Source organism: Ralstonia pickettii (assembly GCF_001699815.1).
Classification (GTDB): domain Bacteria; phylum Pseudomonadota; class Gammaproteobacteria; order Burkholderiales; family Burkholderiaceae; genus Ralstonia; species Ralstonia thomasii.
Window position 1 is genome coordinate 72,882 of the sequence record NZ_MCGB01000097.1, and the last position, 19,199, is coordinate 92,080.

Annotated in this window: 26 protein-coding genes; all 26 read left to right on the forward strand. The window is 60.5% G+C overall.

Going from position 1 to position 19,199, the window contains the following annotated elements; all coding sequences use genetic code 11:
* The gene (locus tag BEK68_RS21165; protein WP_012435671.1) at positions 1-489 is read left to right on the forward strand and encodes a hypothetical protein; all 489 of its coding nucleotides are present in this window, start codon (positions 1-3) and stop codon (positions 487-489) included.
* A gap of 351 nt (positions 490-840) precedes the next feature.
* Positions 841-1,215 (forward strand): hypothetical protein, encoded by a 375-nt coding sequence (locus BEK68_RS21170; protein WP_012435674.1) that lies wholly within the window; start codon positions 841-843, stop codon positions 1,213-1,215.
* A complete protein-coding gene (locus tag BEK68_RS21175) occupies positions 1,212-2,144 on the forward strand; it encodes an N-6 DNA methylase (RefSeq protein WP_012435675.1) in 933 nt (310 codons plus the stop codon). The genes BEK68_RS21170 and BEK68_RS21175 overlap by 4 nt, the downstream gene beginning before the upstream one ends.
* Before the next feature lie 266 nt (positions 2,145-2,410).
* The gene (locus BEK68_RS21180; RefSeq protein WP_012435676.1) at positions 2,411-4,075 is read left to right on the forward strand and encodes a PRTRC system ParB family protein; all 1,665 of its coding nucleotides are present in this window, start codon (positions 2,411-2,413) and stop codon (positions 4,073-4,075) included.
* Positions 4,076-4,119: 44 nt separating this feature from the next.
* The gene (locus BEK68_RS21185; protein WP_012435677.1) at positions 4,120-4,605 is read left to right on the forward strand and encodes a PRTRC system protein E; all 486 of its coding nucleotides are present in this window, start codon (positions 4,120-4,122) and stop codon (positions 4,603-4,605) included.
* A 9-nt stretch (positions 4,606-4,614) separates the two neighbouring features.
* Positions 4,615-4,833, forward strand: coding sequence for a PRTRC system protein C (locus BEK68_RS21190; RefSeq protein WP_012435678.1), 219 nt, complete (start codon positions 4,615-4,617; stop codon positions 4,831-4,833).
* Positions 4,826-5,044 carry a hypothetical protein gene (locus BEK68_RS26290; RefSeq protein ID WP_012435679.1) on the forward strand — a complete coding sequence of 73 codons (219 nt, stop codon included), beginning with the start codon at positions 4,826-4,828 and terminating at the stop codon, positions 5,042-5,044. Before BEK68_RS21190 ends, BEK68_RS26290 begins: the two co-directional genes overlap by 8 nt.
* 32 nt (positions 5,045-5,076) lie before the next feature.
* A complete protein-coding gene (locus BEK68_RS21195) occupies positions 5,077-6,069 on the forward strand; it encodes a PRTRC system protein F (protein WP_235180687.1) in 993 nt (330 codons plus the stop codon).
* An 8-nt stretch (positions 6,070-6,077) separates the two neighbouring features.
* Positions 6,078-6,800: a PRTRC system protein B gene (locus BEK68_RS21200; RefSeq protein ID WP_012435681.1), complete on the forward strand. Its 723-nt coding sequence runs from the start codon at positions 6,078-6,080 to the stop codon at positions 6,798-6,800.
* 1 nt (position 6,801) lies between these two features.
* Positions 6,802-7,443, forward strand: coding sequence for a PRTRC system protein A (locus BEK68_RS21205; protein ID WP_012435682.1), 642 nt, complete (start codon positions 6,802-6,804; stop codon positions 7,441-7,443).
* 5 nt (positions 7,444-7,448) lie between these two features.
* Positions 7,449-8,240, forward strand: coding sequence for a PRTRC system ThiF family protein (locus BEK68_RS21210; RefSeq protein ID WP_029674028.1), 792 nt, complete (start codon positions 7,449-7,451; stop codon positions 8,238-8,240).
* A 279-nt stretch (positions 8,241-8,519) separates the two neighbouring features.
* Entirely contained in the window at positions 8,520-9,050 is a 531-nt protein-coding gene (locus BEK68_RS25610) for a hypothetical protein (protein ID WP_021197371.1), read from the forward strand.
* 372 nt (positions 9,051-9,422) lie between these two features.
* Positions 9,423-11,498 (forward strand): SPFH domain-containing protein, encoded by a 2,076-nt coding sequence (locus tag BEK68_RS21220; protein ID WP_012435685.1) that lies wholly within the window; start codon positions 9,423-9,425, stop codon positions 11,496-11,498.
* Positions 11,499-11,618: 120 nt separating this feature from the next.
* Positions 11,619-11,894, forward strand: a complete 276-nt coding sequence (locus tag BEK68_RS21225) for a hypothetical protein (protein WP_225694722.1) — start codon at positions 11,619-11,621, stop codon at positions 11,892-11,894.
* A gap of 138 nt (positions 11,895-12,032) precedes the next feature.
* Positions 12,033-12,416 carry a hypothetical protein gene (locus tag BEK68_RS21230; RefSeq protein WP_012435687.1) on the forward strand — a complete coding sequence of 128 codons (384 nt, stop codon included), beginning with the start codon at positions 12,033-12,035 and terminating at the stop codon, positions 12,414-12,416.
* Positions 12,417-12,735: 319 nt separating this feature from the next.
* Positions 12,736-13,161, forward strand: a complete 426-nt coding sequence (locus BEK68_RS21235; RefSeq protein ID WP_012435688.1) for a hypothetical protein — start codon at positions 12,736-12,738, stop codon at positions 13,159-13,161.
* Positions 13,162-13,413: 252 nt separating this feature from the next.
* Complete coding sequence (locus BEK68_RS25860; protein WP_012435690.1) at positions 13,414-13,578, forward strand: hypothetical protein; 165 nt, start codon at positions 13,414-13,416, stop codon at positions 13,576-13,578.
* A gap of 15 nt (positions 13,579-13,593) precedes the next feature.
* On the forward strand, positions 13,594-13,890 hold the full coding sequence (locus BEK68_RS21240) for a hypothetical protein (RefSeq protein ID WP_012435691.1): 297 nt from the start codon (positions 13,594-13,596) through the stop codon (positions 13,888-13,890).
* Between the two features lie 461 nt (positions 13,891-14,351).
* Positions 14,352-14,651, forward strand: coding sequence for a glycine zipper 2TM domain-containing protein (locus BEK68_RS21245; RefSeq protein ID WP_225694730.1), 300 nt, complete (start codon positions 14,352-14,354; stop codon positions 14,649-14,651).
* 70 nt (positions 14,652-14,721) lie between these two features.
* Positions 14,722-14,958, forward strand: coding sequence for a hypothetical protein (locus tag BEK68_RS21250; RefSeq protein ID WP_012435693.1), 237 nt, complete (start codon positions 14,722-14,724; stop codon positions 14,956-14,958).
* A gap of 10 nt (positions 14,959-14,968) precedes the next feature.
* Positions 14,969-15,202, forward strand: coding sequence for a hypothetical protein (locus BEK68_RS21255; RefSeq protein ID WP_012435694.1), 234 nt, complete (start codon positions 14,969-14,971; stop codon positions 15,200-15,202).
* A gap of 181 nt (positions 15,203-15,383) precedes the next feature.
* Positions 15,384-15,764: a hypothetical protein gene (locus tag BEK68_RS21260; protein WP_012435695.1), complete on the forward strand. Its 381-nt coding sequence runs from the start codon at positions 15,384-15,386 to the stop codon at positions 15,762-15,764.
* Positions 15,765-15,776: 12 nt separating this feature from the next.
* Positions 15,777-16,247 (forward strand): hypothetical protein, encoded by a 471-nt coding sequence (locus BEK68_RS21265; protein WP_012435696.1) that lies wholly within the window; start codon positions 15,777-15,779, stop codon positions 16,245-16,247.
* A gap of 295 nt (positions 16,248-16,542) precedes the next feature.
* Complete coding sequence (locus tag BEK68_RS21270; protein ID WP_021197375.1) at positions 16,543-16,974, forward strand: hypothetical protein; 432 nt, start codon at positions 16,543-16,545, stop codon at positions 16,972-16,974.
* Between the two features lie 122 nt (positions 16,975-17,096).
* Entirely contained in the window at positions 17,097-17,477 is a 381-nt protein-coding gene (locus tag BEK68_RS21275) for a hypothetical protein (RefSeq protein WP_012435699.1), read from the forward strand.
* Positions 17,478-17,562: 85 nt separating this feature from the next.
* Positions 17,563-19,101 carry a hypothetical protein gene (locus BEK68_RS21280; protein ID WP_012435700.1) on the forward strand — a complete coding sequence of 513 codons (1,539 nt, stop codon included), beginning with the start codon at positions 17,563-17,565 and terminating at the stop codon, positions 19,099-19,101.
* Positions 19,102-19,199: the final 98 nt, after the last annotated feature.

The following is a 19,199-nucleotide window of genomic DNA, read 5'->3' on the forward strand; positions in this document are numbered from 1 at the left end:
ATGCGAGAAGTTGAAATAGGCGGCCGCCCAAAGGCCGAACCCTGCTCCCAGTTTGGGGAGGCTGAAGACCAGGCACTGGCCAGCATTGAGGCGCAGGCCTTCGCGCGCATGCTGGATCGCGTCTTCTGGTTCCCGGAGCCGCATGTGCTGCGGTTCGAGGCGCGCGTGCATTCGGATTCGCAAGGCATACACCACACTGTGGTGGGGGTTGTTGGGCACGGCGGCGAAGCGTGGTTCAGCGAGGACCTCATTCCAGCTCGTTGGGACTATGTGGCGTTCAAGGAGATTGGCTGGAGCGTCTCCAAGCTACTACGCAACAAGCTCATCGCTGACGGCGTGCTTCGTGAGGACGCACCGGGCCTGCTGGCGGGGTTGATGCCAGACTTCTCAGGGATGCAAGAACCAGAGGAGAAGGACCACTATCGCTGGGCCGTCGTCAATCGCTTGCGGAGCGCTGCAATGACGCGGCCGATGCCAGGAAGGTGGTAGCGGGCTGGGCGCGCGTGCGCGCAGCTGCTGGAAAATGCAGAGCAACTGCGATATTCTGAAACGGTTTGCCGCGTCTACGACGCATCGATTTTGACCGCCATCTGGGCGGCCTACATCTTGTTTCCCCCACAGCTGTAGGGTCCGGTTTCATCTCCGACACTGCACGTGTCGGCCTATCGTTCGCATTCTGCGGCCGGTCTTTCCCTTGAACACCTGAGCGAACTTCGCTACGTCGCGGTGTGCCTACGCACGCCGATTCGTTAGCGCTGGTCGGTCAGGTCGTTCCATCTTCTTCCCCGCTGGGAGCCGTCCCAGCAGGGACGTCTCTCGTCCATTTTCTGGAGACGTTCCATGTTCAACGCCGTTATTCAGCGTTTCAAAGAAGCACAGCTCAAAGCCTTCGAAAGCTACCTGGTGGTGGCTCGTTTCGAACAGGAGGCCTTGCCAATCCTCGATCCATCGTTGCGTGCAACGCGGATCAGGAAAGAAGCTGAGGTAACACACGAGTTCGAGCTGTTCTGTGTGCGAATTGCACGTGCTGTTGTGGAGACTGTGCGCAGCAATGCTTCGACTAGTGTGGCATCGACTATCGATGTGGAATCGGAACTCCGGGTCGCTGAAGCCGACATCAAAGCCGCTCTGGCTATTGGCGCGGTCCCCGACATGGATGCCTTTTGCGCATCGCTGAACCAGCGCTTCAATGTGCGAGTTGGGGCTCTGCAATGAGCAGGGCAGCACAACGCCGGCACCTGGAGACCGCCGACGAACACCAAAAGGCCTTGGTCGATTTGATCAAGGCCTTCGGGTACCGTCACCGCGCAAGCGATGTGTTCTCCGACTTCGTTGAGATGTCCGCACTGAGCCTCAGCAATGCGGTCGATCTCGCTCAGCGAGACGGCCGAGAGGCTCGGTACATGGAGATCGTCAAGAAGTACACCAAAGAAGAAGTGGACCAGTTCCCGAAGATGCTTGGCCACCTCGTGCTCACTTACGAGCGCCGGATGACTGATGTCCTTCCCGGGTCGCCGGCGCCGGTCAGAGTCGCCGGTGGCTTTGGCGATGTGCTTGGTCACACCTACATGCTGCTTGAGCTGGGCAACGATAGGGCGGGGCAGTTTTTCACGCCCTATTCGGTATCCAGCATGATGGCTGCGATGCAGGTCAATGACCATGATCCGGACGTCGCGGAACATGGCTTCATCACCGTGATGGAGCCAACCTGCGGCGCTGGTGGCATGGTGATCGCAATGGCGGAGGCTATGCATCAGGCGGGCCACAACTACCAGACGGCCATGCATGCAACGTGCATCGATATCGATCCACGGTGCGTACACATGACGTATGTGCAGCTGGCCTTGCTCCATATCCCTGCGGTTGTCATCCTTGGCAACTCATTGATGCTTGAGGAGCGCGAGGTTTGGTACACACCAGCGCACGTGCTTGGCGGGTGGAACCGGAAACTGGCTGCGCGTGAGCGTAGCCAGGAAACCTCCCCGCCCGTTGATTCCGAACGCAATTTCGTGCCCGCAGAAATGGGTACGGTCCTGTCGATTCTGGAGGCGATTGAACCGCCGCAAGCGCCGGCCATCATTGAAGCGGTGCCGCAACAGCACGCTGAAATTGCCCGGCAACGTGAGCAATTGTCGTTGTTCTAGGTTGGCCACTGGCCGGCCTCGCGCAAGAGCGGGTCCCCATCTGCGGAGGGGGATCCGCTGTCTGGCACCGCAGACGTGTTTCCGGTATTCTCAAAGCTCACTCCGCGTCTTTGACGCATCGATCTCCTGATCGCAGGACGCGCAGCGTCTCGCGGTTGTCCGAGGGCCAGCGGTTCGGTGGCCCTCGCTTTCATTTTCCATCCCATCGGGAACCTGTTCCCGGTGCGGCAACGGGTTCCCCTTTTCCATCCCTGGAGAACCCACAAATGCAAGAAAACCAACAGAGCGTCACCGTCAAACTCGGCCAAATCCGGCCGGGCAAGAACCCCCGGAAGTACTTCGATCCCGCGAAAATGGCGGAGATCACGGAGTCCATCCGTGAGGATGGCGTAATTCAACCTGTACTGGTGCGCCCTCTTGAGGACGGCACCTACGAACTGGTCGCTGGCGAGCGCCGGTACCGTGGGGCGAAAGCTGCCTGCGGTGACGATTACGACATGCCCGTTGTCATCCGTGAGATGACGGAAGGGGAAGCGCGCCGGCTGGCGCTCATCGAGAACGTTCAGCGCGCCGACATGGCGCCGTCTGAAGAAGCCGTTGCGGCCGCGGACATCGTTGGGGACCTGAAAGGTGACCGCGATGAAGCTGCCCGCCAACTCGGCTGGCCGCGATCGACCCTCGACCGCCGGCTGGCGCTAATGAACTGCAGTCCTGCGGTGCTGGACGCGCTGAACACGCGTTCCATCCAGCTTGGGCATGCCGAGCTGCTTGCGACCCTGACGAAGGAAAAGCAGGACCTGTTCTTGCCGATCATTCTGCAAGAGAAAAAGACGGTGGCGGACCTCAAGAAGGCCATCGAACAAGCTGCCTGCAACCTGAAGGACGCGATCTTCGACAAGAGCGAGTGTGCGACATGCGCGCACAACTCGGAATTGCAGTCGGTGATGTTTTCCGAGGCGATTTCCTCCGGTAGCTGTACCAACCCGACCTGCTACAAGGGCAAGACCGAGACGCAGCTGGAAGGTATCTCGTACGGCCTGAAGGACGAATACCCGGTTATCCGTATCGTCCGCGCTGGCGACAACCACACGCGCGTGCAATTGCAGGTGGAGGGACCGACGGGAGTCGGTGCCGAACAGGCGAAAGCATGTCACGGCTGCCAGAATTTCGGCGCCGCGGTGAGTGGTCTGCCGGACAGCCTGGGCAAGGTCTTCCGTGGTCAGTGTTTTGATCCGTCCTGCAATGCCAAGAAGGTTGCAGCGAGGATCAAGGCCGAGCGCGCTGAAGCGCCGTCTACTGTTAAGGGCCCCAAAGCCGCGCCGGCCAAGGAGGGCGCGGACAAGGGCGGAAAGGCCGAACACGCGGCCACGTCGATTGCCGAGTCGGACAAGGTGAAGACCTACCGACAAGGGGTGTGGCGCAAGGCGCTACGCCGGGAGGTGGCGGCCAACGAAGCAACGGCCAACCACTATCTCCTCGCACTTTCGCTGTCCGGTCATGCACGCACCATCACCAGCGACAAGATGGGGACGCTCTTTGAACGGATCGCGGACGAGACCAGCTCTCCCACCGATCTCTCGAAGAACCTTATCTCTGTGGCCGGCCTGGCTACTGACAAGCGGCTCAATCTGACGATCTCGCTCGCGCTTGCCGCGATCGAAGGAATCGATGTGCCTGTCTTGACGTCGCTCTGCAAGTACCACGCGCTCGACCTGACCAAGCACTGGAACCTTCAGAAATCCAAGGATTTTCTGGAACTCCTGACCAAATCGGAGTTGAAGGCTCTCGCCGACGAGCTGGGCATGCGCAACGCGCTCGGCGATCGCTTTTCCAAGCTGTTCAACCAATCGAAGCTCGAAGTCATTGAGGCCCTCCTCAAGGTAGACGGGTTTGACTACACGGGCAAGGTGCCCAAGGTCTTGAAGTTCTGACCACGCCTCGCTTCCCCATCCCATTCATTTTCAAGGAAATCCCTATGTTTCAAGAACTGGTGCCGCTCGTGAAGGCGAGCGACAAGGTTGTTATCACCCTTTCAATGCAGGGTGACGAGATGACCGTGGTCGTCGCGCCGACCGTCAGCAAGCCGGACGACGCAGCCCTGGTTGCGCCGATTGCTCTGACGGCCACGCCGGCGGAGTTGGATGCTGAGTTTGCCAATGCGATCGGTGGTGTGACGCAGGCCCGCCAGGGTCTCGCCGAACAGGTCGAGTCCACGAAGGCGGTGATTCAAGCGGCTACCGCTGCTCAGTCGAACAAGGCGACCAAGGCCCTCGCGACATCCAATCGCGCCAATCCGAAGTTGCCGGCGCCCAAGTCGAAAGGCATGGACGACGACGATGACGATGGTGTGGTCGATGTTGAGGTCACTGAAACGACGTCCGGTAGCACGAGTTCGTCAGCTAAAGATGCGCAAGGCGACAAAAAATCGTCTGGCACCTCCCTCGCTGATCTGCTCGGTTAAGGAGAAGCCATGGCTATCACCATCAACACGGTCAAGCGCGAGTTTTCCTACAACGGCATGACGCTTGCCGATCCGGGAACGCAGTTCACTCCGGACCAAGTGCGCGACATGTACACCGCCCAGTATCCCGAACTCACCACGGCAGCCGTGGAGGGTCCGGAGTACAAGGGGGAAAACGCTGTGTACAAGTTCGTGCGTGCCGCGGGCGCAAAGGGCAACCATGCGTAAGCGCGATCTGATGAATGCGTTGGCCGATCCGGTCAGCATCAATGGAACTGAGAAACCGCCCGATAGGGCGGTTTTTCTACATGATGAGGAGGTGGAATCGTGTTGTTCGATTCTTGCCAAGGTTTATCAGGCTTCAGTGAAAGCCTCACCGGCGGGGCGGCATGTCGATTCGATTCCCCTGCCGGACATAGAGCTGCCGATGGTTTTCTAACACTCCCGGCCATTTCACAATGCGTTCCAGCGATTGCACGCCTTCGGCATACCGACGAGGGAGACCTTACCGGTCTGATACGGGCGCATTTCGAGGCTGGTCCGCTCTCGCCGCGCGACGCTCGCTCCAGCGGCAATGCTGGTGACATGTTCGCAGAGGCGATGTTCGCGTGGCTGCGGCGACGCACACCGACGTGCAAGCGGCTTCTGTTTGGGTTCGCTTTGCTCGACCAGGCGGCAGCACGCGATCAGGTCGATCAGTTTGGATGGGAGACGGACCTCTCGGCGCCGTTGTACTTGGCGATCGAGTTGCCTCATGAGCAGATCTTCGAGATTGGCGCACGGATGCACCCACTGCAGCGCGCCCACCCCGGGCTCTTGTGCTCTGTGATGGCGCTGATCAACGAAGCGTCCTGCAACTCGCTCTTCTTGCGCACACCGAGTTACTTCCTGGAGATGTTCGCCAGGTGGTGGTGGGATTGGGATGAGGGTGTGTCCGACGAGAACGCGAGGGAGAGTCTTGCTGATCGCCTTGGGGCTGACAGTGAGGACATCGAGCGCTACCTGCCTTCCAATGTTCGTCCGGTCCTGGCGCCGGAAGAAATGTTCCCCGAGCGCGGCAAGCGCAAGGGCCGGAAAGGCCCTCGGCGGTCCGTTCTCAAGAGGTCGGAGGTGCTGGAGCTGGCGCGTTCGTCAAGTCGCTGGATTCAGCGGGTATGCCGCGCGATGCTGCAGCTGGAAGATGCACTGCAGCGCGCCAAGGGCTCGAAGCTCTTCGAACATTCGCAATGGGCCGAACCTGCATATTCGGCCGCTTCCATTGCGGTGTTTTCCGAAGAGTGGATCGGCGAACTGCTGGATGACCATTTCGAATGCATTAGCAATAGCGGAGAGGCGACGATGTACCAGGTGCTGATTCCGCTGGCGAGCGACCCGCAACAGGTGCCCAAGCAGTATGAGGACCTGTCGCGCATGTTCGAGATCGTAAAGGCTCTCGACCAATTACTGACCATCATTTCACGATAGGAGGCCCCATGGCCAAGATCTTGACCGCCAGTCGGTCTCATGACGTGGCCCTGCAAGGGGCCATTTTGCTGTATGGGCCGGCCGAGGGGCAGTTCACATACTCGACGGCACACCGCATCACTCACGAGGCGGGGACTCGAAAGCCTGCAATCGGCCCGGGTGTTCCGCTCAATCGGCGAGCACTCATTCACGCTGTGACCCAGGTTGCTTTGTCAGCGTTGCCGAAGGGCGAGTTCCTGACGCCGAACGTACTGTCCGTGAGCACGCGCGCCGTAACGTGGTGGTGCCCGCCGGCGATTCGCCGGGTGTTCTTTCAATGCAAAGAATTGGGTACGCGCAGTGCGGTAGTGCCGCACCCGGGCTTGGTGTTCCAGGCGGCCAATGACGGGTTCAGCGTGTTTGCCTTGATGGAGGACGTCAGGCCGACGCCGGAATCCATGCTGCACGAGCCGCCGTACTTCAATACGTGGGACGTGGGAAGGATTTGCATCGGCTCTGCGCAGGTTCCGAAGCAGATCGATGTCGCTTCGATTGCCGGTTGGGAAGAAGCCTTCTTCTCGTCGGCCTTCACGCATCCAAACCGCGGCGCCCAACGCGTCAAGTTCGAAAGAGGTGTGTACGCCTTCTGGAAGGAGATGCTCGATGGCAACTTTGCCGAGTACCCGAAGGAAGTGCTCATTCCGTTGAAGAAATCGCTCGGTGATCTCATCGCCGGCAAAGTTGGAGGTTGAAATGCATCCGATGGACATGACGCTGCAAGCGTCTTTCCCGACGATCATGGTGCCGAAATTCGGTAGCCTGACACCATTGTCTGGTAGTGGTGAACGCCTGCTGGTGGGAACCAACGGCGTGTTCCTCGAAGTGGTTCGCCCGTGGCTGCGGGTAGTTCGCAAGATCGCAAGCTACGAAGTCGAAACTGCCGTCCCCTACGGGACTGTCAATGAGGAGACCGAGTTGCCATGCGGTCAACTTCCAGCTGAACTGGTTGGCCAGTTTGGCGAGATGGCGCGTGCGTCGATGCCGAACGAAACCGGTGCTTGGATCGTCTGGAATGGCGTCTCGTGCGAGTTCCGGCTCGTCCCTGTCGCAATCTTGGATCACGGCTCCGGACATCTGCGTTACGACCGGCCGGTGCTGCAGGAAAACGAGCACTTGGTCATGGACTGCCATTCCCATGGCACGTTTGAAGCCTTCTTCTCGGGAACCGACAATCAGGACGACAGGCACGACGTGAAATTTGCGTTCGTGCTGGGCAACTGCGCAAGCATTCGCCCGTCCATGGCGTTAAGGTTGTGCGTCAAGGGCATCTTCGAACGTGTCCACGACATACCGGCCGCCTGGAGGCAGAAGTTCGGCATTCGGGAGGTTGTGTGACCAAAATGACGCATAGCATCCCTCGCGCGATGACAGAGCGGGCATGGCGCATTGCTGTAGTAGGCGCCGGCGGAACGGGGAGTGCGGTTATCCCAAGTCTGGCGCGGCTCCATCACGCCATGCTCGAACTTGGCCATCCCGGTGGTATCGACTGTGTCGTCTATGACGATGACACGGTCAGTGAGAGCAACGTCGGCCGCCAGGGCTTCTATCCAGCGGATGTCGGTCGGCACAAGGCTGCTCTTCTGGTCAATCGGTTGAATGTGCTCATGGGCACCAACTGGCAGGCGGAAGTGCAGCGTATCAATGCCAATGATCGGTTCTGCTGTGATTTGGTCGTTGGATGTGTGGATACGAGGGCGGCGCGAAAGGCCATCCTCAAGGCCATGCAACGCGGCACGGGCGGCTACTATCTCGATTGCGGCAATGAGACCGATCGTGGTCAAGTCATCCTTGGCCAAGTTCGCGGCCGGGCTGAACATCGCCTACCTCACGTCGGCGACCTGTTTCCTGAGCTGATTGATCCGAAGCGCGATGCAAAGGACACGGCGCCGTCTTGTTCGATGGAGGATGCGCTGCGCAAGCAGTCGCTGGTCATCAACCAGGCGATTGCAGTGCAAGCCTTCAATTTGCTTTGGACATTGTTCCGCACCGGGACGCTGCAGTACAGCGGTGTGTTTGTAAATCTCGAAGCGGGGCGCACGAGTCCGCTCCCGGTAGACCCGGAGGCATGGGCGCGATTCGGGTACGTGCCGAGTATGCGCAAGGCGCAGAAGCCGCCGCGAATTGCTGCTTGATTGAACATGGCCATCCTCCGAAGGATGGCCTTTTTTCTTTCTGAGCGGCATTGAGAGTCGACCGGGATGTTGTGCTGCAGCCGCTGCGCGAGGTTGCCTAGGAGTGCGCAGAACGTGCCTCTGGTGCGTGTTCCTTTGCATCGAATATCCTGCCTTCTTATCTCGCGCTTCTCGCGCATCGATTCCGCGCCACACGGTGCTACCAACAGGCCTTGCCACGTTCTTCGGGGCATCTTGGCTTTCATCCCACCGGGAACTCATTCCCGGTGCGGGCATGGGTTGCCTCGCATTGACGCCGAGATAGAGCGCACCAACGCGGAGCTGGATGCGCACATTGCCCAGTCCACGGCTTCCGCCGAGCAGAGCGCGGATCTGCTCGCCCTGCTTGGGCAGGTGAAAGCCAAGAAGGTGCCGTTGCCCGCCCAGGCAGAGGCACAGATCAGGAAGATTGCCGATGTTGCTCGCGAGAGGACAGCATTGAATTCTCGTCGTCAGCAGACCAGTTCAATGCCTTCCAGACAGCAGTTCGTCGGAAGCGACAAGCTGTCCAGCGACAGCGATGATTTTGATCTCTGGCTGTACATGGCGACAGATGTTCCGACCAGCCTGAGAACGCTGCTACTCAGTGCGCTCAACTCGTATCATCATGGCATGCCGACTGATTCACATGGACAATTCTCGGGCGCTGGGACGTCCGGGAACTGGGGCGATGACGCTCCGGATCAGAGAGCCTCGGATGCTGCTGCAGCTGCCATGGGGCTCGAAGCGCTGGCTATCTCGACAGATGACAGTCTCGGGCGCTACTCCTGACACGTTCGAAATCTTGAGCAAGCGGGGACGCGAGATGATCGAAGAGGCGAAGAGCGAGAACGCACCGAGCTTCTTCCTGCCGCCTGGGGGGAGCAGCTACTGCCGGACGCGTCCTCGGTGAAGTGCTCGCAGTGCCAGTGTTCGGATAGTGGGCCGGCCAAGCCCATACCCGATGCCAGCCATTGAATCCGAAGAAAGGCGGCAGAAAAAACAGGGCTCTTGTCGATCATTCTGTTCTGCGCGACAGACATAATCGTGTTGCGGCGGTGCCAAGGTTTGCGCGCACAACGCCGTTGCCCCCAAAGGGTTTGCAACTCCTGACCAGGAACATGTTCCTGGCAGTGCAGAACACACAAGAACCTGGATTTCTCTATGGATTACCTCCTCGGTCATATTTGGCAGATTGTGGGTGCAATCGCAGTGATCAGTATCGCAGCAGCCTACCGCCAAGTGCTCTGGCTGTTTGGCGTCATCATCGTCCCCGATGACAGCATTGGCGTCGTGACGAAGAAATTCGTTCTCTTCGGCTCAAACCGCAGTCTCCCCGACGGGCGCATCTTGGCGCTGACCGGCGAAGCTGGTTACCAGGCGGACACGCTCGCCCCGGGCCTCCATTGGGCGCTCTGGCCGTGGCAGTACGCAGTTGAGCTGAAGAAGTTCGTGACGATCCCGGTGGGGAAGGTTGGGGTCGTCGAAGCCTGTGACGGCCATCCTCTGCCGAGCGGCCGCATTCTTGCGAAACGCATCAACTGCGACATGTTTCAGGACGCGCGGCAGTTCCTCGAGGGAGATGGCCAACGTGGCCCGCAGATCGATGTAATTCCGCCGGGCACGTATCGGGTCAATCCCCTGCTGTTCAAGGTCACGCTCGCGGATACCATCACGATCCCGCCCAGCCAGATCGGCGTCGTGGAAGCCCGTGACGGCTCACCGTTGCCGGCGGGCCGCGTAATCGCCAAGCAGGTAGTGTGTGACTCCTACCAGGATGGCGCTTCGTTCCTGGAAAACGGTGGTGAGCGTGGGCCGCAGAGTGGCATCATCGCCCCGGGTTCCTATCGCATCAACCCGGTACTCTTCGATGTCAATGTGGCCGAAGTGGTGGACATTCCCGACAACAAAGTCGGCATCGTGACTACGCGCGAAGGCAAGCCCTTGGGGCGGGGCGAAATCGCTGGCCCGGAAGTGCCTGACCACAACATGTTCCAGAATCCGCAGGCGTTCATCCAGAACGGGGGCTGCAAGGGTTTGCAGGAACAGGTGCTCCTCGCCGGCCGCTACTTCATCAACCCGCGCTTCGCCACCGTTGACGTCGTCGATATGACCGAGGTACCGATTGCCCACGTCGGCGTGGTGATCGCCTATGTCGGCAACGAGGGACGGGACGTTTCCGGCGATTCCTTCAAGCATGCCAACCTCGTCTCGCGTGGTGAGAAGGGAGTATGGGCCGAGCCGCTCGATCCGGGCAAGTATCCGATCAATCCCTACACCCACAAGATCCGCAATGTGCCGACCGCAAACGTCGTGCTGAACTGGGCGGCAGGGAAATCGGAGGCCCACAAGCTCGACGCCAATCTGTCGACCATCACGGTACGCTCGGCAGATGGCTTCAAGTTCAACCTCGATGTCAGCCAGATCATCCACATTCCGCGCAACGATGCTCCGAAGGTCATTGCCCGATTCGGTGATATGTCCGCGCTGGTGACGCAGGTCCTTGAACCGACCATTGGCAACTACTTCCGTAACAGCGCCCAGGCCTCCGACATCATCGACTTCCTGCGTGAGCGGTCGAAGCGTCAGGACGACGCCCGAAAGGCCATCGGTGACGCGCTGGCTGAGTACAACGTCGGCGCGGTTGACACGCTGATCGGCGACATCGTGCCACCCGAGCAGCTGATGCAGACCCTGACCGACCGGAAGCAGGCCGAGCAGGAGAGAGTCACGTTCGAAACCCAGAAGCAAGCCCAAGCCGTCCGTCAGGAGCTGGAGCAAGCGACGGCCCTGGCCAATACCCAGGCGAAGGTGGTCGACGCAGAGCGTCAGGTGTCCATCTCGGAGTTCAACGCTCGGGCGGCGGTGAAGCAGGCCGAGGGTGAAGCGCAAGCTAAGACGATCAACGCGGAAGCGGACGCCAAGGTGGTCAGGCTGGTGGGTGAAGCGGAGGCCGCGAAGGTCGAGGCCATCGGTACCGCGGAGGCCAGCGTCATCAAGCAGAAGATCGACTCGATGGAGAGCGGCAACTACGCCGTCGTCCAGGTCGCGGAGGCGCTTGCCGGCTCCGGGATGAAGCTGGTGCCGGATGTCGTTGCAACCGGCGGCAGCGGTAGTGGTGGCGGTACTCTCGTGGAAGTGCTGCTGGCCAATCTGATTCGCGATGGCATGCACAAGGGAAGTGGTCTGCCCTTGAATGGCGAGTCAGCGGTCAAGCCCGAAGCCCTCCCGGCCCCCTAAGCCAGCGCGATGAACGCGGGGAGACATAACATCGGGACGGAGCATTGGCGTGGTGCCGGGGCGCCTTTTCTGCGTCAGCGCGCGAAGCGGGGATTGGGCCGACTGTTACTGACGGCCCTGATGTCAGCTCCAAGCGTTGCGCTCGTGTTGGCGGATCAACTGGTTTCGGCCACGCACGAACTGGAGCTGGTGCTCTTCAATACGCTGCTTGCCAGCACGCCGGGCCCGATCGCGGAGGAGGTCTATCGAGCGATCGCCGGTGCCGAGAGCACCATTCGCGTGCTGCAGCGGTCGATGTTTGCGGCTCTTGTCGTGGCCACAGGCTTGGGGGCGGTGGGTGTCTTCCAGGTCTGGCGCGGTCCTCGCAAGCGAGCAGATGAGCCTCGCCGTGCTTAAGCTCCCGGTGATGGCGGCGCCGTGTCGAGTTGAGGTCGTGGGCGTGCCACCAGTGCGCCCACGGCCTTTGCCGTGCGAAGTCGCGCGTCTGCGTTGTGAGAGCGTACGAACGACCATTCGGAATGTCTGGTGCACACAATGAACCCCGAACCCAAGCCCAAAAAGCCACTCAGGTGGCGGATTCTCGCCCTCATGGTGCAATGCGCCGCCGTGGCGATCGCACTGAATGCGGTGCTGGTGCTATTTGGCGTCATCTCGAATCCCGCAGAGCAACGCCGCGAAGTTGATGCCGTGACGTACCGCATCCTGGCGGACGGCTATACGGCGGGCTCACCCGTGTACCGCGCAGCCGTTCGTGATGCGGTGAAAGAGCGTGGGGCGATCATGCTCGCTGATCGGGAGCGGCTGATGGGCATGTGGGCCAAGGCCGCGCCGGTTGGATATGGCGTGCCCGCTGCTATTGGGCCGCGCGAAACCGAGCGAGCGCGCCTTCTGCGCCTTGTGAAAGGCGAATCAAACTAACACTGCCAACAGTTTGCGACTACGTAGACCGGCTAGGAACTTCTTTCGGCGTGTGTGCGCTTCGCGCGTCGGCTACGCAGGTAGAAGGAAAGGGTGAATAAAACAAGGGCGCAGGCTATGCCAACAACACTACTTGGCCAAATCGGATTGGCACTCATCGGAGTGCTCTTCATGTCGGCTTTCAGCCTGGGGGTGATTGCACCATTCAATCGATCGGTTTCATTGGGCGTGATCGCCCTGTGCATTGCGGCGGCAGTCGCATCGTTCGTCATACCGGGATAGGAAAAACGCCGGCTGCGCCGGTAGAAGGAAACAGACCATGTCAATTGCGAACAACAGTACCGATCCGCAGCACCTGCTGGGGCACCTGGCCAGCCAGCCTGTCGCAGCACCGTTCAAAGTGGATTTGTCGAAGCCGACCGACTTGGTTGAAGCGATGTTCGGGCCAGGCGCCAAGATCGTGCATCCGTGCGATGCATTTGCGCGCCGGGCAGGGTGTGCGGACTGGGCGTCTGCGGTGCAGGCGATGAAGGCAGGCAAGGTGCTGGTCGCGCAGGGCCCCAAGGTTGGAAAGTCGATGATGGACCTGATGATGTTCATTGAACAGGTTCGTTCCGAAGGACTCCATTCCTACGCAGACGACCTTGGCCGGATCTGGCTGGGGCTGAAAGAGAACTTTCCGCAGTCCGTGCTCGACCGGCAAGAGCAGGAACAGCATCTGCGTGACCTTCTCATTGGGCGGTAGAAAGAAACATGCCGAGTCGCCGGCCGCCACACTGGGACGAACCACTCTCGCCGCTGTGTGAACACGGCAACGGCTATAGCTGCAAGCATTGCCGCGAAGTGCTTCCTTTCCCGACAGAGCCGTTGCCTCACCAGACCGGGCATCGCCCCAGCGGGAGCAAGCACATTCGCAAGGTGGCGGCCTACAGGACCAGTGATAAGTGCGAAGGAAAGACGCCGGCACCGCGCGGGCTGACGAAATAGGACAACGACGATGAATGCAAAATATGCGCTGCCGGGGTTAGTTGATGCGGTTGGTAGTCTTTTGTGGATGCAGGTTGATCGCTATTCGTTTAGTTCGTACTGGTGGGTTTCAACGCTGATCGCTTTGCTGGTTGCCATGGCCTGGATGGTGGCAGACGGTAAGGCGGAAGGTTGATCGGAAGAACGGATAATGCGTGAGCACGTTGAAATGCAGCTCGGCGAGTGGTTCGTGCGCTTGTTCTGCAAGCTGATCGCACTCGGCGCCGCGATATGCGGGGCTGGTGGCTTCGCGATTATCGGGATGCGGACCATCCTGCCGCTGCTGGATGATGGCAGGTACGTCGAGACCGCGTGCGCAGCCATCGCGTGTGTCGCAGTGCTGTACGGACTCACTCCACTCGCTTTGGCCGTGGACGGATCGCTTCTCCATGCCTTCGGCATGGAGCCGTTGAAAGGGCTTCGACAGGACCCGAATCAAGAGCGATAGAGGGAAAGCCTCGGACGCCTGATCTGATCGTTGCCGCTGTGAAGGCAACAGTCGGACCCGAAAGGGGGTAGCCGGCCGGTGCCTTTTCGGGGATGCTGCGAGTTTTTCAAAATGCGTGTCGACGGCCCCTTTCCGGCGCCAAAGCAAGCTGCTACGATGCCCTTGCTTTCCGCGTCTTAGGCGCATCGATTCACACCAGTCTTTGGCTGGTATCTCTTCTCCCCCCCTTACGGGCCCTCACGCCCGTAGGTGTGATGGGCCCGTTTTTTTCGAGGCCCATCATGTTCAAGTCCTTTTTCTCCGCTGCTCTCGTCGCCTTCTGCGTTCTAGCATCTGGATGCGCTCTTCAATAGAGCTCGCCCGACGTCTACCGCGGCATGGAAGTCATGCGCCGCGGTGATGCCGAGCAGGTCACTGTTGTTCGCGTTCGCAATGTCACGATCACTGGTGACGATGGCTACATGTCCGCATCAAGCGGCATGCCCGGTCTCATCGGGGCAGGCATCAGCGCATTCCTCGGTGGCCGTTCCATCGGTAACGGCAATGGCCGCTATGTCGCCGGCGCAGTCTCCGGCGCCGTGGGCGGTGTGATCACGCAGCAAGTCTCCCAGGTGCTGAACAAGCGCCCGGGCGTAGAAGTCATCGTTCGCACGGATGCTGGGCGAACGTTGGTCGTTACCCAGGATGCCACGCAGCAGTTTGTGGCTCGGGAGCGTCTGTACATGATCTCCAGCGCGGCGGGCTTTCGCCTGACCCGCTGATCCTCTTGGTGGCCGCCGCAAGGCGGTCACCGCCCTGTTGGCGCTGCCAACGCTGCTCCCCCTCCACTCAATGGCCACCCCAACCACAGACGATCTGGCTGTCTATCGTCGGGATCACCGGACGCTGGAAGTCTTCAGCCACCTGACGCGTGGCCGCTGTTCCACCGTCTTCTTCTTCGAATTCAGTTCGCATCCCTCGATCGTTCCGTTCCTGATTCCCAGCTACATGCAGGGCATCACGACGGAGTTGATCCGGGAGGCGGGCCAACAATTCTTGCAACGCGAGGCGGCAGTACTGCCCGTCTAGCCGACCCATCATGAGCGAACAAAATCTCATCCGCTGCACTTCCTCGAAGTACCCAAATCCCGGCGAGGCGAGCGACGCTCTCTCGGGTTCCAGCTGCGTCCCGGGCTTTCGCTTCGGGTATGTCGATCAGGATCACCGAGTGGTGGTGTTCTTCGATGACGCACACCCGGAGAAACCTCTGCCCGAACGCAAGGGGCTGTTGCGCGTCACCGCGCGTGTTCCGCTGCCGCAGCTCCAGCGCTAGTCCGCGGCGCTCCATCCCATAGCAAGCCCGAGAGGGCTTGCCCAACTGCCAACAGTTGGGCAAGCGCTTTTGATCGCGTCACCGACGCATCGAGCTTTGTCTGGCATGCCCAGACCATACCCATCGCGGGACACCGTCCCGCTGGGGTTGGTGTACCGCACTCTTTCATAGGACACCAACGATGAAGATTCCTCAATCCTTTACCCGAAGCCGCTGCCCGTCGAACACGGCCGCCGGCGCAATCCTGCAACGTGATGCTTCACGCGTTCTGCGTCGCGTCGCCAATGACCTGGCGCTGCGTCAACGGGAATATTCGATCCGCACGCGTCGCCAGCGTCGCCGCCTGGTCGACGTCTTCGCGCTGCACACCGACGCGCTGTACTTCGAAATCTCGCACGCGCCGGCGGACCCGAAGGTGTTGGTCCGCTATCGCACCTGCGCCGGCCGTCACGATCTTGGCGGCGGCCGCAACAACGCCGTCTGCCTGGAGTCGCTGGCATCGCCGGAAGGTTACAGCCAGCTTCTGGCCAACCTGCGATTCGTTGCCGGCCGCCGTGGCTAAAGCGAGGCCGCCATGTCCAAACTCATCAAGGTCATTCTGCGCTCGACCAGCGGGGACGAGACATCTGGAAGGGCAGCCATCCAGGCTGACACCGATGTTGTCGTGTTGCCCAACCGGTTGGTGCAGCAGATCGAGTCGGCCAAGGCCGCAGGCGAGGCGTACGTCCTCGTTGCTGCCGAGGATGGCTACGAAATGCCGCTCGTGCACGTCGAAGCGGCGACGTTTCGCTTGAACCGCAAGGGCCGGGCGCGCAAGTCGTTGTGGAGCGTGGTGCGAAGCGCACTTCTCGCGCCAACGCGCGATCAGCGCCAGCAGTACGGTCGTTTCGCTCATACGCTGTCGGCCGCGGCGCTGATCGGTGCTGCCAGCTATTTCAGTGGCAGTCGCGCTTGGACGCTGGGTGCCGTGTCCGATGTCGCTACGTTGATCGCCGTCACTGTTGTACTATTTGTAGTAGGCGCTGTTTTGTCCAAAGGAGACTGACCATGACGCTCGGAATGTTCGCCGCTGTCGTCACGACATTGATCGCGGCATATCTGCTGTGGGCCGACCGACGTGGTCGTCAGCTCAACAACGACTAGCGATTGCTCGACGCTGGCCCAGCCAGCCACACCAAATGACGCACCCATTCGTGGGTGCGTTTTTTTGTCCGTTTCGGCTTTGGCCGAAGCGGCAAAAGCCCTCTTAAGGAGGCTCAACCATGATTTCAATCCGTTCACCCGAATGCCAGGCGTTGGCATACAACTGTAAGCTTGACCCCCTCGGGGCAAGCGTTCTCATGTCGCTCTCGCGCGTCTTGTCGTCGGTTGACCCGATCGGCAGCCGGGAGCTGCAGGAGCGTGCCGAATGGGCGGCAGAACTTGCAGGAATGCAGGCCATCGATAGCGACCGCATTCCGGTCTTTGTAGCCGATGGCGGCTCGCTTGAGATGCACTTTCGCGATGGCCGCCGGCAGGGAAAGGAAGATGACGAATACGCCGAGCGTCACCCACCGACCGTTTGGTTTGGCAGGTGGCGAATGGACTTTGACGGTCTGCGCGAAACACGCGCGAGCGTTGCGCAGTCGCCAGCAGGCTACCTCCCGGGGCTGGAAGTCTCGTACCAAGGCGGAGATTGCGACGTGCATTACGGTGAAGCCGTGCCGACGCTTGAAGAGGCTGTTGCAGTCGCAAAGGAGCGCGAGAGCAATTGGCACCAGGCTGACGATTAAATCTCCACCTCAAGTCGCAGGATGGTCGTCAGTCATTGACGCCGCCGCATCACCATTTCATCCAACAACCCACGCGGGGTGCGTCCCCGATGGGGCACTCCGCGTACAACAAGGAGTTCTCCATGGGCCATCAAGTCGTCGGTGCCGGCTTGGCATCATTCCCAGCGGGCGTGACGATCGCCGTGCAGCTCTACACGGATATGCACGTCGCAGTTCATCTGCACGCGGCGGACGACGGTCTGCGCTATGCCTCGTTGTCCACCAACATCCGGCACGCTCCGCTCGCAGACGACGAGTTTGCATTTTCTTCGGGGCTGGTGCCGCAGGATATGTGCCAAGCACTGCTGCACACGGGCGCGTTTGCTGATACCGGGCGCGTCATTCGCAGCGGCTATGCGACGTTCCCCATCTGGCGCATTGCCGACGAGCAACTGATCGGCCAAGTCGTCGCGATGCGTGTCGACGCTGCTGCCGCGACAAAGAGGCGCCGCAAGTCGCACTGACGCGCGGCCTTCAATTCCTTCCATCCCACCAGGGGCAATCGCCCCGGTGGGGCGCGTTGCCCCAGTCCTTATTGGAGCAACGTTCATGTACATCATCACCATCAACCATACGAAGACCGAGACCCGCACAACGATGGCCGGCGTCTTGGCCCTCCTGAACGCCGACAAATCGATTCCGCGCAAATTCACCGCGGACTCGTTCACTGTACATACCGTCGAAAATGGTCCAATCCCCGTCGTTGGTCTGCCACGCGGCCGAATCGGGCTGCGTCCCGACGGCACGGTGCACGAGATCCTCTTGCACGTGATCACCGAAGTCGAGCGGATCATCCTGAAACCGGACGGCAAGCTGCTGCGGCCCTACGAGGTCAGCTTTGAATCCTGGGAAGCTGTCCTTGCCGCAAGCGCGCTGGCCTACGAGAGCGAATACCTGATCGATCCTGAACGCCTGAAGGAGGGCTCGCTTTTCTCGGAGTTCCAAGTCGAGAGTCCGCAGCGCTTCATCACGGACGAGCTACTTCGCCGGTTTGGCTTCGGAACAGGCGGGCCACACGCCTATCCGGGCGGAGGGGCGTGCAAGGGGCATGAATGGCACGTCGCCTACGCGCTACAACGTGGCGAGCGCGTCAAGGATTGCATCCTCAACTTCTACCGTCACACGAGCACGGCGATCCCTCACGGCTTGGAATGGCTGAACGCTCTCATTGAGTTCCCAGTGCTACGCGGCGCGCTGCCGGCGGAGACGCTGCGGGACCTGTGTGATGTGCTCAGACGCGAGAAGATGGCGATGACCGAGCAAAACGTGTCGAAGCTGCTCGCCATCGTTCGGGCCTTGCCGGTCGGTAGCTCCTATATCGACATCGACGACGCGTTCTACGACGCGAAGATCCTCGGCCCACTCACGGCGCCGACACTTCAGCTCGCAGAGGGGCCTGACGCAGAGCCGCTTTCGCCGTTGGCCAAGCGCGTGACGGAGTGCGTCAACGAGAGCGTGTATGAGAAGACGGTGGCGCGGCTTCGGCAGGAGCGGGAGGACGGTAACCTTTCGAAGCGCCGTTTCGAGCTGCAGATGATGATGGCCGAGCGCCAACGCAATTGCAGAAACTACCACTACGGCAACATGATTGCCTCGCTGTTGTTGGAGCGTAATGTCGCTGGGCTGCTCGAGATTCTGGACCAGCCCAACAACAAATCGAGCAAGCGCGCCATTCGTGAAGTCATCGGGGTCAACCTGCTGACGGTAACGGGAGCAGCGCGCCGGCGCGCCATCTTCAGCATGTGCGGGTTCGCCCAGCAGGAGCAGGACGTGTGGGAGCAGCATGCGGCCGAGGCCAAGGCGGAGAAGCGCCGCATTGAGGCCATGGAGCAGGCAAAGAAGACTGCTGAGTCGGTACGCTATTCCGTCGGCGGTGGGCAGGTCATGACCGGCAAGCAGTACGTCGACCTGTGCATCGCGGAAGGCTTCTCGCAGATTGTTCCTTCGCGGCGCGGCAATGCTGTCAGCTACCTCTTCGTCGATCCGAAGCGCGACCTGGGCAGGCCACTGAAGGTGAAGGACGGCACCCTGGACTATGCACGCGCTTGCTTGAGTACACCGGCAGAGCGTGTGCCGGCGTACGCCTGACGCCAATCTCTTTCACGCGCCAGTCCCTGCCCCTCCATCACGGGGGCAGGGCGGCCGTTTCTACCCCCTTGCGCGTGTGGCGCCGCGCCGCGCAACCT